We start from the raw sequence: 14,341 nt of genomic DNA on the forward strand, positions 1-14,341 counted from the left end.
TAATAATCATAATTATCAGCAAGTTACTTAAATTCAGCATTTTATACGCCAATAGGCTGTTATTTGATTTTCAATAGCCTATTTTATCGCAACTTATTGTTTTGTATTAAATAATTTATTACCGTTCAAACACTACTTAAAACCGAGGAACATATCCCCGATCAGTATATAGTCGTTTTTAGAAATAATGCTGTCGGTAAAAAATCAATTTATTCTACCGGTAACCTTGCTGCTGATGTGGATGACTTGGCAGATACTCTGACTTACAGACACGGTGGTTCACGCGGTAAAACATGGAGTCGTGCCCTTAAAGGCATGGCAGTTCATATGTCTGCCCGACAAGCAGCAAAGCTTGCCAATGATCCCGATGTTGCTCTGGTTGAGCAAGACGGTGTTGTTCACGCTGATACAACTCAAACAACCGCAACATGGGGCCTGGATCGCATTGATCAAACAAACCTACCCCTGAGCACTGATTATAGCTACGCTAACTCGGGTACTGGCGTTACTGCTTTTGTTATCGATACCGGCATTAGAATTACCCACCAGGAATTCGGTAGCCGCGCAACTTGGGGAACCAATACGACAGACACTACTAATACGGACTGCAATGGGCATGGCACACATGTTTCTGGAACCATAGGTGGCACAACTTACGGCGTTGCCAAAAACGTGAAGTTGGTAGCCGTTAAAGTACTTGACTGCACAGGCTCTGGATCCTGGTCGGGCGTGATAGCGGGTATCGACTGGGTAACCAGCCATAAAACTTCAAATTCTGTAGCCAATATGAGCTTGGGAGGCAGTTACTCAGCCGCCATCAACACGGCAGTATCCAACTCTATTGCCGCAGGTATTGTTTATGCTGTTGCTGCCGGCAACGATAGCACGACTACTGTTAATGCTGATGCATGTCTTGCATCACCGGCCTCTACACCTAACGCAATCACAGTAGGGGCTACTGACACAACCGATGCTCGTTCCTATTTTTCAGACATAGGAACCTGTCTTGATATTTTTGCTCCCGGCAGAAACATAAGCTCTGCCTGGAATACTAATGATACCGCAACCAACACCATCAGTGGCACATCAATGGCCACGCCGCATGTTACCGGGGCTGCTGCACTTTATCTGTCTTCTTATCCAGGAGCAACACCCGCCCAAGTTACAACAGCACTAACACAAAACGCCAGCGTCAATAAAGTGACCAATGCCGGAACGGGATCGCCTAATAAGTTACTTTACACCACTATAACGCCTCCTGATTTAATGCCTCCAACGGTAATACTGGATACCCCGACTACAAACTCAACTTTGATGGGCATCACTACTCTTTCAGCAACTGCCAATGACAACATTGGAGTTACCAAAGTTGAGTTTTATGCCAACACCTCGCTGCTGGGCACCTTCACAACAGCCCCTTATAACTTAAACTGGAATTCTCAGTTATTAGCCAATGGCACTTATAATTTAACCGCGAAAGCTAGTGATGCCGGCGGCAATGCTACTTTTTCAATACCTGCCTCTGTTACCGTAGCAAATACTGTTACAGCTTGCACTACCATTAGCCAACAGATTATTGATGGGGACTTCGAGTCAGGATCGACATCCTGGGTACAAACCAATGTAATTTGGAATTTAGGAGCCGCTAAAGCTTACGGCGGCTCTTGGCTGGCTTGGCTAGGTGGATATGGAGTCACTAGCGTCGACAACCTGTATCAAAGCGTTACCATCCCTGCTAATGCTTGCTCAGCAAACTTCAGCTTCAGGATAAAAATTACCACGACCGAAACAACCAAAACAGCAACTAACGACACTATATCAGTCAATGTGACTAATAGTTCAGGCGTTGTATTAAGAAAGCTTGCAACCTACTCCAACTTGAACAAGTCCACTGGCTACGTGCTGAAAAACTTTAACTTATTAGCATACAAAGGCCAGACTATCAGGCTACAATTGCGTTCAATTGAAAATTCTTCTCGTGCAACAAATTTTTTTATTGATAATGTTTCTTTGAATTAAAAAAGTCCACATGTTAAACATGTGGCGCAATATTTTCGCGCCTATGTTTAACTACAGACTTTCAGAAATTAAATTGCCAATTTACGTTGCTGTAAACTCATACAGATAATAATGACTCTTACATTACCTTGAGAACTCATGATGAAGCTCTATTGGATCCCTGCTTTACTAGCGGCAATAATATGCGCAACAAACACTGTATTGGCTCAAGGAAACCAAATCCCTCAGTCAGAAACTTTTACTGTTCTGGCACAAGGAAGTGACAGTCATATTGAGCAGCAACATTTCCAAATTTTACGAGACAACACCGACTTACAAAAACTCTGGGATTCACACTTGGAAGGTGTTTCACCTAAACCTTCTGCACCCGATGTTAATTTTTCCAATGAAACTATTATCGCCGCTTTTGCCGGCACTAAAAATACCGGTGGATATGTATTAAATATTACAGGAATTAACGTATATCCGGATCGAGTCCAAATAGATTTATCATTGATAAAACCTGGTGATAATTGCATGGTTTCGACAGTGCTTACACAACCCTTTGTATTGGTTAAAACCGCGCAATTGACCGACAAACCCGTTAATTTTAATCTTCAGTTAAAAGCCAAAAATTGCGAGACCGGAAATATACAATAAGCCAAAATATTTACTGCTGATGTTGGCGATTTTTTTTAACCTTGAAAAATTTGGTTAAAGCCCGCGTATAAAGTTGTTCTAAGTATTGCTTGGCATTCCTTTCAGTAACCACGAAATAAAGTTTTCACGGTTACGCGAGCAGATAATAACCTTGCCTTTACCTGAAAACTTTAACACCATGCCTTCACCACTGGTAACACTGTTGACCAGCGACCCCAAAAAACCACCCGATTGTTGCGTAGCGACGGAAATCTCATGATGTAACGCACTATCCCAAGCGACCACATGGGCATTATCAATAATAATATCTTTACCAGGCTCCACATCCAGAACAAAACTGGAGCCAAAACCCGATACTGCCAACTTGCCAACTCCCGATGCTTCACAAATAAAAAAACCACCAGTTTGACCAAACATGGCTGTACCCAGACTTTGTGTGCGGACATTCAAAGTAACGCCACTTTCAGCCGCAACAAAGGCACCATCAGTGATGCTGTAACTGGTTGCGCCAATTTCTAAAACCTGAATGGCACCCGGCAATGTTGGTGACAACAAACAATCACCATCACCTCGAACAGCTTCAATATGTTGCTGAAAAAACGATTCCCCATTGGCAAAGCGACGCATCAAGGCACTACCCAAACCGCCCGTCATTTTTCCCTTTAGCTCCAAAGCGCTTTCCATCATCACCATGGCATTAGATTCACAATAAATCTTTTCGCCACGTAATAAACTGACATGCAAAAAGGGATCAATTTCGCCCGTTACTGTAAATTGCGCCACACATTCTCTCCATTAAAAATCAACCAGCCAAAGGGCAAATCGTCGATTTACCTTATTATTTAAAGCCATGATACAACGAAATAGACCTCCGACCTGAACCAGGCTAATTTTATTGACCACGAAGACACAAAGTTTTTCTTCGTGCCCTTCGTATCTTCGTGGCGGCATTCTTTTAAGATTTATCTGTTATTACGGTTTTCAAGACCCCGATAATTGTTCACGAACTTCCATGACCTGATTGACGACGGCATCAATGGCTTTCAGGTCAGTCCACGGACTCATGATAAAAGACTTTAAAGCGGCGACTGCCGGGCCATTCGGGTAATTTGCATACCGATAAGCCAATGTCCAGGAAAGTAATACACCCTCGCCTTGCATGACGCGCTCACAAATCAAATCAAATATTTGGCGATTATACTGATTATGTTCCATTAACTGGCTACGATAATCAGGATCATTAAGCTCGCAATGCAAGGCTTTTTCAGCATCCACACCAGGGGGGTAAACCCGAAACAGGGTTACCGGTCCATAGTTGTAGTCGTTTAGCACCTGAATACAGTCATGTCGCTCCAAACGCTCGCGCAGCATTTCCGCCATTTCTATATTATGCCCAATAAGTACACGATAACCTTGCTTACCCAATAGCGTCATACTGGCCAATGCTGCAAGCGCTCCGGCACCGGAACGGGAGCATTCCAGCGTATAGATGCCGGGATGATAATGTCCGCCCTGATAAAGATACGGCATTTGTTCCGGCTCACGACTAAGTAAAGCCAGTGAACTACGATCTTTTATCAAAATTACACTTGAAATATAAGGCGCATAACCGGTCTTGTGTAAATCAATGCCAATGCTGTCAGCCATCTGCAAGCTGTCAATACGTTCCAACGAATCGGTTAATGATCGTAAGGTTCGGGCATGAAAACCCAAAGGATTATCTTCAAAATTGTAATCCCGAAATACCGACCATGCCCAACCAATCACAGCATCCGCATGCACATGTGGAATGTAATCCAGACCATATTCATCGACCAGATTGTCACGCAAATGCACAATGGCCGCCAAATCATCGATACCAAACGCATCAGTCGTACCGAGCGTGGCAATAATTACGGCGACTTTTTCCCCACGACTTAACGCCGCACGCAGAGCATCCTCCAATGCCGACAACGACATCTCGTTATTTGAGGTCGACGCAACGGCTATCAGGTTTTTTGTTCCCAAACCTAACCATCCTGCAACATTTAATCGTGAATAATGGGATACATCAGAGGAGAAAATTTTAAAATCTTCGCGAATACCTTCCTGCATACCCCGCCCTCCCAATATTTTTTCGATACCTAATTTACAGCCATAAAGAATGGTACCGGTACCACCGAAAGTGAACAAACCACCTGCTTGTTGAGGGTCATAACCGACCAAATTGGAAAGCATCGCAATAGACTCAATTTCCGCTTCAGAAAATCGTCCGGCATATTCATCAGTAATAATGTTGGGATTATAAATCGCCGCCGCAACAAATGCGGTAATACTCGGAATGGTTGGTGGTGGTATAACATTAAGTTGAGCGTTGGGATGAGACCAGATTGTCATGCCCTGACAATAATCGGCCAATAACCCGATCATGTCCTCAATAGAACTGATGGCCTCAGGGAATACCGCCTGCTGACTGGCCTCGTAATGACTATTTTTGATACCGTTACCCAGCAGTGGCTTGGCCGATTTAAGGCTGTCAACCTGATCCAGAAAACGTGAAATAGAATGGACAAAATAACCATCCATAATAGGATCAGATACGGGAGATGGAAAGTAAGTCTTTAGATGCTCAAGCACATCAGCATAATGATGCCATTGTTTTCTCTCAATTGCCATCGTAACCTCCTATTTATTTATTAACCTGGCTAGCCTCTATTGAGAGTTTACCTGACGAATTTGGTTTGAAACAACCTTCTTGTTTCAATATTGTCTTTCAGAAATTAAACTTCCATTCCCGTCGTTATAAGCTCATACAGATAACATCCATTGAAGGGTTGGTATCTGTTGGCATCGAAATTATTTATCTGAAAATCTATAGTAACGGCTTACACTCAAGCTCATCAGAGAGTATGGTGTTTTTTATCCGGGTATTTCTGTTGCAAAAACATCCTGTTAGGGATCAAAAAGAACGCTCCTTGTCTATCACCGCTAAAAATATGCTTGGCTGTTTGCGAAACATAACTGGCTATGGATCATCATTTTATGTTTTAAAACCGAACAACAAGACATTGCGATTTGTTAATTCAAAGCTAAGCTTCGCTTGAACTTTTTGAGTTAAAACGGGGTTGTAATTTGTTGGGGTTCGTAAACCCAACCACGCTGTATCGGAACGAATGTAAGTTGGGCTAAACAACTTACAGCCCAACATTTCAAAGCTTGTTGGACTTGATATATAGATTGCTCTGAAAATCAAATAATCCTGATTTGAATGTTGGGCTTCCTGTCGTCAGCCGAACCTACGGCCTGCCCGAGAATAGCAACCGTAGCGAGGGAAAGCAATTTTGGTCATTTGAGGCAAATAGTTGTTCTATTTAACGAAAATGAGCAGGAAATCTGGCAAAAATAGCTTTTCCGCAGTAGATTTTCTATTCTCGGACAACCTCCTAGTACTCAGTCAATCTGATAATGTCGGATAAAGTTTCTTCAGTTTTATCCGTGCATCCTCCGTGGTAAACCGCCATTTCATAGGCCGAGCAATAGTATTTCTTTTTTCTTGCCACGCTAAAATTTCTGTTTTTAACATTTCTTGATCTGGAATGCGGCGATCCATACATTGCCGTGACAGGATGCTTAATTCTATCTCGGCCATATTTAACCAACTGCCATGCTTGGGCGTGTAGTGTATTTCTAGTTTTTCAAGAATTCTTCTCGCCTCTTTTGGCTCAAATGCCTTATATAAAGAGGCACCAGTATGGGTATTCAGATTATCCATAACCAGGGTAATACGTTTAGCCTGCGGGTAATGGACATCAACCAGGTTACGAATTTGATGCGCCCAATCAATGGCCGTTCTTTGATCGGTTACCTCAACAAACCGTTTGCCCTGCAAGGGTTCAAAAAACATAAAAATATTGCTCACTCCATTACGCTCATATTCCGTGTCGTACCGAGCGACCGTGCCAGGCTTTGCCGGTATTGGTGTTCGCGTGTCTTTAATCTGTTGCTTGCTGCTTTCATCCATGCAAATCAGTGGTTGCGCTTCATCATAAGGTCGCTTGTAAACCTCAAGCGTATCTTCCATAGCACAAACAAACTCAGCATTTTTTTTAGCCGGAATACACCACTCTTTATTTTGCCAGGGTTTTAATTCGTTTTTTTTAAGGTTTGCCGGATAGTTTCATGCGATACACTTTCAATATAACCCAGCTCAACCATCTGCTGTCCAAGTAAACGTAATGTCCAGCGACTACGCCCTTCAGGTGCATCGCCACAACTTAACGCGATCAAACGGGCTTCATTCTCTCCATCAATAGTACGACTTCTAACCCGAATTGACTTTGCCCGGTTTAAAGCCGATTCCAAGCCTTCTTGAACCAGTCGCTCCCGGACTCGTTCAACGGTACGTCTTGAAATACCAAAAGCTTCACTTATTGGCCGGTCCAGCCATTTTTCTCCTAACTCGCTAACATCCGCTTTCAGCAGTATTTCAGCGTGTAACCTTTTATGAGCGGCCACTTTTCCGGTATGAATCAAACTTCCCAAATAAGCGCGTTCATCTTCCGTTAGTCGTACTATGTATTTCTTTTTCAATGGTGTTTATTAATGGCAATGTAAAGACATTATATGGGGGCTATCATTCGACATATCAACGCTGACTGAGTACTAGCTTACGAGTTGCCTTGGTTTAAGTTGATAGCCAAGAATAGGATGGGTAGAGCAATGTGAAACCCATCGCATAAGGAATCAATTATGATGGGTTTCGGCTATCGCCTCTACCCATCCTACAGGCTAACTAATTGAGATAAAAACGTAAAGTACCAACCATTTTTTCAAAAAATACCGAAAGCGGTTATAGGACAAGTTTCCCGTATTTTGAATTCTTTCACAGTCTCTACCGCTAATACGCCCTACTTTTAATCCGTCTTACGGCCTTGCTTTATTGGCATTATAGAAACTTCTATACTCCGTGTGGTCGAAATTGCAAAAAAATAGAAATACATTAACCCATTGTAAAATATGGTGTTAAATGTTTTTAAAAATCAGCAGTAGTAACCACACGTAGTATAACCAGTTGCACGGCACCCCGTTTGATATCCTGCCCCAAGGTGTACTTATACTCTTTGGAGAAATCTTTGGTTATTTCAGAAATTTTCAGAATCAGTTTATAGGTATCCCGGTAAACCGGCGAGTCGTAGTAAAATGCCATCACTCAAAAAATCGCCTGCCTGAAGCGGGAACAGGAAAGGGTTAAATAGTTAAAAAGCTCGAATCGCACGCACTGGGAGCTTGCCGAATTTAGAGCCGCTCCACTGAAAGCCGCCTGGGGTACCAATGGTAAAAAACTGGCGCCACGCACTGTTGTACTCGAACTCAGTAGAACTCCAGTAGCCCATATCAGAAAAACCACCCACAACTTGGTTCATTTTGGCCGCATATAATAAATTTAATTCCTTCATTGACGGCAAATACCAGTCGCCATAGCAGGTTTCAATGAATGATCCAAAATAATCACAAGGTGTAACACCATCGTCTTGTACCCTATAATCAGCAGCCACTTTGGCCGCAAAATTACCGGGTTTACTATCTCCGATTTGAGTCGCCACTATGATTGCTGTATTCATTACGCCAGCACCTATGCCGTCACCGGTAGCACCCGTTACTCTATCAATTCCGTTACACCATTGTATGCCAGCACTTTGATCCCTTTTGGCTGCAATTAAACCATGTTGGCCGTCATCATCTACCCAAAACACAATCCCGCCTTGATAGGTTTCGCCAATAACATGGAATGAACAGCTGGTGCCGTCGGCACCTTTTGGTCCTGCTGGACCAGTTGCTCCGACAGGACCTGCTGGACCTTGTGGGCCTATTTGTCCCTTGTCATCTTTATCGCCCTTATCGCCTCTGCCTCCTCTGTCACCTTGATTAGTTTGAGTAGCTTGAGCGGTGCCTATAGATAACGGCACTAGCATCAATGCTATTGCGATCACCAAGGGTTTTAACATTTGGTTTTTCATAAAATGCATCCTCATCAGTTTTACAAAGATGCAATTCAAGCATTAACTTACTGCGCACAGAACCCAGATTTACTAAAGCATGTAAATTTCCGCAAGCATTGCATAAGTCTCTCAGTCAGCTAATTTATAGTGGAGTTAACCAGATTCGTAACTATGAAAGATAAAAACAAGTCAGAATTTATTAACAGAAAATTAAGCGAACTGTGAGTTGTGTGAAAAAAGATCCCATATGCCATCGTTAGAAAAAACGGCTTAGGTATCATTAAGAACTGGGCTAGGTATCATTAAGAACTGGGCTAGGTAAGAAGTATGATGCTTAAAATAAAAAATACAATCCGTATAAATACCTATAATAACTAGCTAGCAAATTAAGCGGCTTTAATATTGAGCATCGTTCCTACGGTATCCGAAAATTTAGCTACAAAGAGGTCATCACTCCAAAAAAACTGTAGTATAAAATAATTCGCCACGAACATTTACCCATCTACCAGATGCTTCTAATCTGAAGGTGTATTAGAATAATTTCTACCTACAGACCATGAAGGTCTGCTATGGGTAAATGACCTGCACAAAGCCACACTTTCTTTCTTCGTGTTCTTCGTGTCTTCGTGGTGAAAGCATTTAAGCTTTTGCAGATTTACCTGGTGATGCTGCAAGCAAATCTTTGCCGCTTATTTAAAATTCCAATATTTACTGTCTGTATCACGCTGTGACTGCACCAGCCAGAAACCCTCTGCTACGCTAATCGTAAGCGCACCACTGTCAGCGCTGTTGAACCATTTTGCTTTTATTCGCTGATAATGCGCCAAAACATCCTGATGCGGATGGCCAAACTGATTGCGATAGCCTGATGAAATTAACACATAGTCTGGTTGAACAGCCTGAAGAAACGACAGTGTCGATGACGTTTTACTACCGTGATGAGGGGCAATTAATATGTCGGCCTTTAACTTATTGCCATAAGTCTCAACCAGCCAAGATTCCGCTGCAGCCTCTATATCACTGGTCAGCAACACAGCCCCCTGTTTAGACTGAATTTTTAATACACAGGAGTTATCATTTTCCGAAACAAACGGATGCTGTGGCGATAGTAAAGTGAACCTGACACTATCCCATTCCCAGGATTGCCCGGTAGCACAAACAACTGGAGAATAATCGCTTAACTGTTCGGGAGCACTGGTTAATACCTGCTCTGTGGGCATCCCAGCTAATAAAGATACCGCTCCACCAATATGGTCATTGTCACCGTGGCTAATAATAAGTTTGTTAATTTTGCTTACCCCTTGCTGCCTTAAGAAAGGCAATAACGTATTCTTGCCAATATCGCTTTCCTCTGAAAATTTGGAACCGGCATCATAAACCAACCAATGATTGGTCGTTTGTACGACTATAGACAAGGCTTGCCCGACATCCAGTAGAGTCATGTTAATAGCGCCTGATTCAGGTTTTTTTGATGCGGTAAAAACCAAAGGTAAAAACATGACCAGACTTAACCACCGCGCTGGAATACCGCGAGGCGCAAGCAATAATAAAACCCCGGGGATGGCAAGTACCAAAGCCCATAATGGGGGTTGGGCGTGATTTATGATTGCTAACGGCAACTCTGCCAAATGAACTAACAGCCACCATAAGCCTTGCAAGATAATATCAACAACCATAAACAGCTTGCCGGCCAATAACTGCGAAGCAAACATAATAATGACCCCCAGTAATGACAAAGGCACTACCAACAGACTGATAACGGGTACAGCAATAAAATTGGCTAATGGCGAGCAAAGTGAAACCTGTTGAAAAAAGAACAGTAACAATGGCGATAATCCCACCGAGGTTGCCCAATTGATTTTTATCATTTCAAGAAGATAACCCGGATTGCCCAAGCGCCCGGCAACGGTATAAACAATCAAGCTGACAGCAAGAAAGGATAGCCAGAAGCCAACGGATAAAACTGCCAAAGGATCAAATATCAATACGGCAAACAAGGCAACAGCCAGGGTATTAAAGGGCCGGGTATTACGCTGAAGAAAAATGGCCAGCATAACAATGGCAAGCATGATTACCGAGCGTTGGGTTGGCACCGAAAACCCCGCCAACCCGGCGTAAAAGACAGCCATAACCATCGCGGCAACGGTAGCAACTCTTTGCGGTGACCACCCCAGCAGCCCTGTTCTGGCCCACAGGTTAAGTACCAAAAAATAAACCAAACCGGCGATCAGCCCAACATGCGAACCGGAAATAACAACCAGATGCGTCGTTCCGGTTTTACGAAAAACGTCCCATTGATTTTGCGTAATACTACTGCCATCGCCAATAGTTAATGCCTTAATTAAAGCAAGACTTGGACTGTCAGGTAAAGTAAGCGACAGACGGTCAATAATGCTTTGCCGCCACACAGCAATACTGCTCCAAGCTGACTTCCGCCCCAGTAAAACCGGTATTTGACTGGTAGGGCGCACATAGCCGACAGCACTAACACCTTGGGTAAATAACCAGCGTTCATAATCAAATCCACCCGGATTTAAACTACCATGAGGCTGCTTTAATTTAACAGTAAAAGACCAATGCTCACCGGCTTTAATGGTTTGATCAGGAAAATACCAACTTAATCTTATTTTGGAGGGTAACTTTTGTGCTGAGTGGGTCACGACAAAATCAAAACGCGTACTTCTTTCATCCTGCTCAGGTAAATCAACAATAAAACCGTTAACGGGAATATCAATGCCCTCAAGAGATTCAGGCAACCGGTCGGCTAACCGACTCATTGCAAACACTATTGCCCACAATAAGCCGATAACAAAAAACAGCCACCGCCAATACCTCAACCATGCCATAATGCCGGCAGAAGCAGCGACGACTATTAGCCACTGAATTCCCGGCAATGCCGAAAACTGCTGAACGACTAAAAGTCCGGCTAGAAATGACAGGGCAGAAACAATCATTTAGCTCCTTGGCATTTTTTAGGCTGACAAAAATCTGATAAACTGTTTTATAAACAACTTTAACTTTAAAATACGATGGCCAAAAAACTGTTACAAAAACTATTAAATAAGTTTGTCCCTGACCATAACGTAATTAAACAGCACAAAAATCTGCAGTTTCTGGGCGATAAACTGCACGATCCCAATCTCTGGCATTTAAATAGAAGCTCAGTCGCTATGGCTTTTGCCGTAGGTCTTTTTTGTGCCTGGATTCCAACCCCCGGTCAAATGGCAATTGCGGCGGTAGGCGCATTTTATTTAAGGGGGAATTTACCGATTGCTATCGCGCTGGTTTGGATAACCAACCCTGTCACCATGCCGCCATTATTTTACTTTGCTTATCTGGTTGGACTTTCGGTGCTAAATCTCCCCGCCACCTCTTTTTCACTGGATGCCGTATTATCGGGTGACATATTGTTTCCGTTTCTGACTGGTTGCCTGCTTATAGGTTTAGTGTGCGCTACTACAGGCTATTTCGGCATTAACTATTTCTGGCATTATCATGTCGCCAAAAAATGGGCCGACAGGAAACAAACACGCAAGAATCCTTCTTCAAAAAAGAATCCGTTCAAAGCCGTTAGTTACGATAAACAGTAACTTCTGGATAAATTCGCAAAGATATCTTAAAAATTTCTCACCACGAAGACACGAAGAAAAAAATTTAAAGCCTGCCCGACTTGGCTGTTTTCGACTCCGCTCAGCGAAAGATTTAACCTTAAACTGCCCAATTTAGGTAACCCAAAAAAGACCAATTATTTTCTTCGTGTTTTCGTGGTGAATAAAATTAACCAACAATCAAGCCATCTTCCATGTGCAAAACCTTGCCCATACGTGACGCCAGGTCATGATCATGAGTCACTACCAAAAAGCTGACATTCAGTTCCTGATTTAACTCCAGCATTAACTGATAAACCTGATCGGCAGTTTTACTGTCAAGATTGCCGGTAGGTTCATCGGCCAATATCAAACTTGGTTTGTTAATTAATGCCCTTGCCACGGCTGCACGCTGCCTTTCGCCACCGGATAACTCACCCGGTTTATGTTCAATACGATGACCTAAACCTACCCGCTCCAATAATTCACTGGCACGAATACGTGCTTGCTTTACCGTCTCTCCGCCAATCAATAAAGGCATCGCCACATTTTCCAGAACCGTAAACTCGCCTAATAAATGATGCGACTGATAAATAAATCCTAAGGATTTATTCCTTAATTTAGCCAGCTTTCCGGCACTAACTTGATTAATGTTAACCCCATCCAAAACGACCTCGCCACCACTGGCTTTTTCCAGACCGCCCAAAAGGTGCAACAAGGTACTTTTACCTGAACCTGACGCGCCCATAATGGCAACACGCTCACCAACGCCAATATTTAAATTAACGCCTCTCAGAACCTCAACATCCAAACCACCTTGGTCATAGCGCTTGGTTAGTTGGTGACAATGTAAAATGCTGGTTTTATTCATATCTAAGAACTTCCGCTGGATTTATTCGGGATGCCTGCCAGGCAGGATAAATCGTCGCCAATAAGGACAGAAAAAAGGCCATGCCGGCAATCGCATAAACATCCGACCATACCAACTTGGAAGGCAATTCACTAATGTAATAAACATCAGCAGCCATAAATTGAACATGAAATAATTTTTCAATGGCCGGTACGATGGTTTCAACATTTAACGCCAGCAATACTCCACCTAGTGTTCCCAGTGCCGTACCCACTACTCCGATAATCGAGCCTAACACCATAAAGATACCCATCACTGAACCCGAGGTCAGCCCTTGGGTTTTTAGAATAGCGATATCACCGCGTTTATCAGTGACTACCATTACCAGCGTAGAAACAATATTAAACGCAGCTACCGCGACTATCAATAACAGGATAATAAACATCACCCGTTTTTCTGTCTGAATGGCCTTAAAGAAATTGTTATGCGCCAGCGTCCAATCACTGACCTGATATTCGTCATAAAGAGCCGTTGCCAATGAGCGCGTAATTTGCGGCGCATTAAACAAATCATCCAGCTTAATACGCAGGCCTGAAACTGAACCTTCCAAACGAAATAACTTGGACGCATCCTCAATATTAATCAGTGCCATGTTACGATCATACTCATACATTCCGACCTGAAAAACACCCACCACAGTAAAGCGCCGCATTCTTGGCACAATACCTGCCGGTGTAGAATTAATTTGTGGACTGATTACAGTGATTTTATCCCCCGTCATCACCCCTAAATACTTGGCCAGTTCAACACCCAAAACAATACCGTATTGACCGGCAACCAGATCGGAAAGCTTGCCTGACTTCATTTTATCGGCAACCTCGGAAACCCTGGATTCATAATCCGGCAGTATCCCGTTAAGCATGGTTCCACTGACACGCCGATCGGCGTTAATCATAACCTGTCCACTAATAAAGGGTGCTGCGCCCTCTACATGGGGGTAACCTTTTAATTTCTGATCCAGTTCATGCCAGTTATCCAACTGCCCGTATTTACCGGTGACCGTAGCATGTGAAGTCATGCCCAGAATTCGCTCGCGTAATTCAGCTTCAAAACCATTCATCACTGACAAAACGGTAATTAGCGCAGTAACGCCCAACGCAATACCAAGAACAGAAGTTAAGGTAATGAAAGAAATAAACTGGGTACGACGTTTAGCCCGCGTGTAACGCAAGCCTATATAAAAAACAAGAGGTTTAAACATGAAAGCT

The 14,341-nt window shown here is 43.1% G+C and carries 11 protein-coding genes; 3 read left to right on the forward strand and 8 right to left on the reverse strand.

Annotation, left to right across the window (positions count from 1 at the left end):
• Window positions 1-168 precede the first annotated feature (168 nt).
• Window positions 169-2,019, forward strand: a complete 1,851-nt coding sequence (locus KKZ03_RS01135) for a S8 family serine peptidase (protein ID WP_256452038.1) — start codon at window positions 169-171, stop codon at window positions 2,017-2,019.
• A gap of 138 nt (window positions 2,020-2,157) precedes the next feature.
• A complete protein-coding gene (locus tag KKZ03_RS01140; RefSeq protein WP_243219462.1) occupies window positions 2,158-2,658 on the forward strand; it encodes a protease complex subunit PrcB family protein in 501 nt (166 codons plus the stop codon).
• Window positions 2,659-2,736: 78 nt separating this feature from the next.
• Here KKZ03_RS01140 and KKZ03_RS01145 read toward each other — a convergent pair whose 3' ends face one another.
• The 6 genes from KKZ03_RS01145 to KKZ03_RS01170 all read right to left on the reverse strand — a co-directional run bounded on the left by KKZ03_RS01145 (window position 2,737) and on the right by KKZ03_RS01170 (window position 11,590).
• A complete protein-coding gene (locus KKZ03_RS01145; RefSeq protein ID WP_243219464.1) occupies window positions 2,737-3,441 on the reverse strand; it encodes a TIGR00266 family protein in 705 nt (234 codons plus the stop codon).
• 198 nt (window positions 3,442-3,639) lie between these two features.
• Window positions 3,640-5,313: a pyridoxal-dependent decarboxylase gene (locus KKZ03_RS01150; protein WP_243219468.1), complete on the reverse strand. Its 1,674-nt coding sequence runs from the start codon at window positions 5,311-5,313 to the stop codon at window positions 3,640-3,642.
• Between the two features lie 778 nt (window positions 5,314-6,091).
• Window positions 6,092-7,227 (reverse strand): IS630 family transposase gene (locus KKZ03_RS01155; RefSeq protein WP_243217008.1). Its coding sequence is split into 2 segments (ribosomal slippage): window positions 6,092-6,798 and window positions 6,798-7,227, totalling 1,137 coding nucleotides; the frame shifts between segments, so codons are not numbered across the junction.
• A 442-nt stretch (window positions 7,228-7,669) separates the two neighbouring features.
• Window positions 7,670-7,843 carry a hypothetical protein gene (locus tag KKZ03_RS01160; protein WP_243219469.1) on the reverse strand — a complete coding sequence of 58 codons (174 nt, stop codon included), beginning with the start codon at window positions 7,841-7,843 and terminating at the stop codon, window positions 7,670-7,672.
• 49 nt (window positions 7,844-7,892) lie between these two features.
• Window positions 7,893-8,654, reverse strand: coding sequence for a hypothetical protein (locus KKZ03_RS01165; RefSeq protein WP_243219470.1), 762 nt, complete (start codon window positions 8,652-8,654; stop codon window positions 7,893-7,895).
• Between the two features lie 671 nt (window positions 8,655-9,325).
• Complete coding sequence (locus tag KKZ03_RS01170) at window positions 9,326-11,590, reverse strand: DNA internalization-related competence protein ComEC/Rec2 (protein ID WP_243219472.1); 2,265 nt, start codon at window positions 11,588-11,590, stop codon at window positions 9,326-9,328.
• A gap of 75 nt (window positions 11,591-11,665) precedes the next feature.
• On the opposite strand from KKZ03_RS01170, the gene KKZ03_RS01175 reads away from it, so the two are divergent.
• Window positions 11,666-12,226 carry a DUF2062 domain-containing protein gene (locus tag KKZ03_RS01175; protein WP_243219473.1) on the forward strand — a complete coding sequence of 187 codons (561 nt, stop codon included), beginning with the start codon at window positions 11,666-11,668 and terminating at the stop codon, window positions 12,224-12,226.
• Window positions 12,227-12,413: 187 nt separating this feature from the next.
• Here KKZ03_RS01175 and lolD read toward each other — a convergent pair whose 3' ends face one another.
• Together lolD and KKZ03_RS01185 are read right to left on the reverse strand one after the other, a co-directional pair.
• Window positions 12,414-13,094 carry a lipoprotein-releasing ABC transporter ATP-binding protein LolD gene (gene lolD, locus KKZ03_RS01180; protein WP_243219475.1) on the reverse strand — a complete coding sequence of 227 codons (681 nt, stop codon included), beginning with the start codon at window positions 13,092-13,094 and terminating at the stop codon, window positions 12,414-12,416.
• Window positions 13,087-14,334: a lipoprotein-releasing ABC transporter permease subunit gene (locus KKZ03_RS01185; protein ID WP_243219477.1), complete on the reverse strand. Its 1,248-nt coding sequence runs from the start codon at window positions 14,332-14,334 to the stop codon at window positions 13,087-13,089. The genes lolD and KKZ03_RS01185 overlap by 8 nt, the downstream gene beginning before the upstream one ends.
• Window positions 14,335-14,341: the final 7 nt, after the last annotated feature.

The sequence above is a fragment of the Methylobacter sp. S3L5C genome (genome assembly GCF_022788635.1).
In the GTDB taxonomy this organism is placed as follows: Bacteria; Pseudomonadota; Gammaproteobacteria; order Methylococcales; family Methylomonadaceae; genus Methylobacter_C.

Bases quoted from the DNA above. Each gene is read 5' to 3' on its own strand.
- KKZ03_RS01170 (WP_243219472.1), bottom strand. From the start codon at position 11,590: ATGATTGTTTCTGCCCTGTCATTTCTAGCCGGACTTTTAGTCGTTCAG.
- KKZ03_RS01185 (WP_243219477.1), bottom strand. From the start codon at position 14,334: ATGTTTAAACCTCTTGTTTTTTATATAGGCTTGCGTTACACGCGGGCT.
- KKZ03_RS01160 (WP_243219469.1), bottom strand. From the start codon at position 7,843: ATGGCATTTTACTACGACTCGCCGGTTTACCGGGATACCTATAAACTG.
- lolD (WP_243219475.1), bottom strand. From the start codon at position 13,094: ATGAATAAAACCAGCATTTTACATTGTCACCAACTAACCAAGCGCTAT.
- KKZ03_RS01140 (WP_243219462.1), top strand. From the start codon at position 2,158: ATGATGAAGCTCTATTGGATCCCTGCTTTACTAGCGGCAATAATATGC.
- KKZ03_RS01175 (WP_243219473.1), top strand. From the start codon at position 11,666: ATGGCCAAAAAACTGTTACAAAAACTATTAAATAAGTTTGTCCCTGAC.
- KKZ03_RS01165 (WP_243219470.1), bottom strand. From the start codon at position 8,654: ATGAAAAACCAAATGTTAAAACCCTTGGTGATCGCAATAGCATTGATG.
- KKZ03_RS01150 (WP_243219468.1), bottom strand. From the start codon at position 5,313: ATGGCAATTGAGAGAAAACAATGGCATCATTATGCTGATGTGCTTGAG.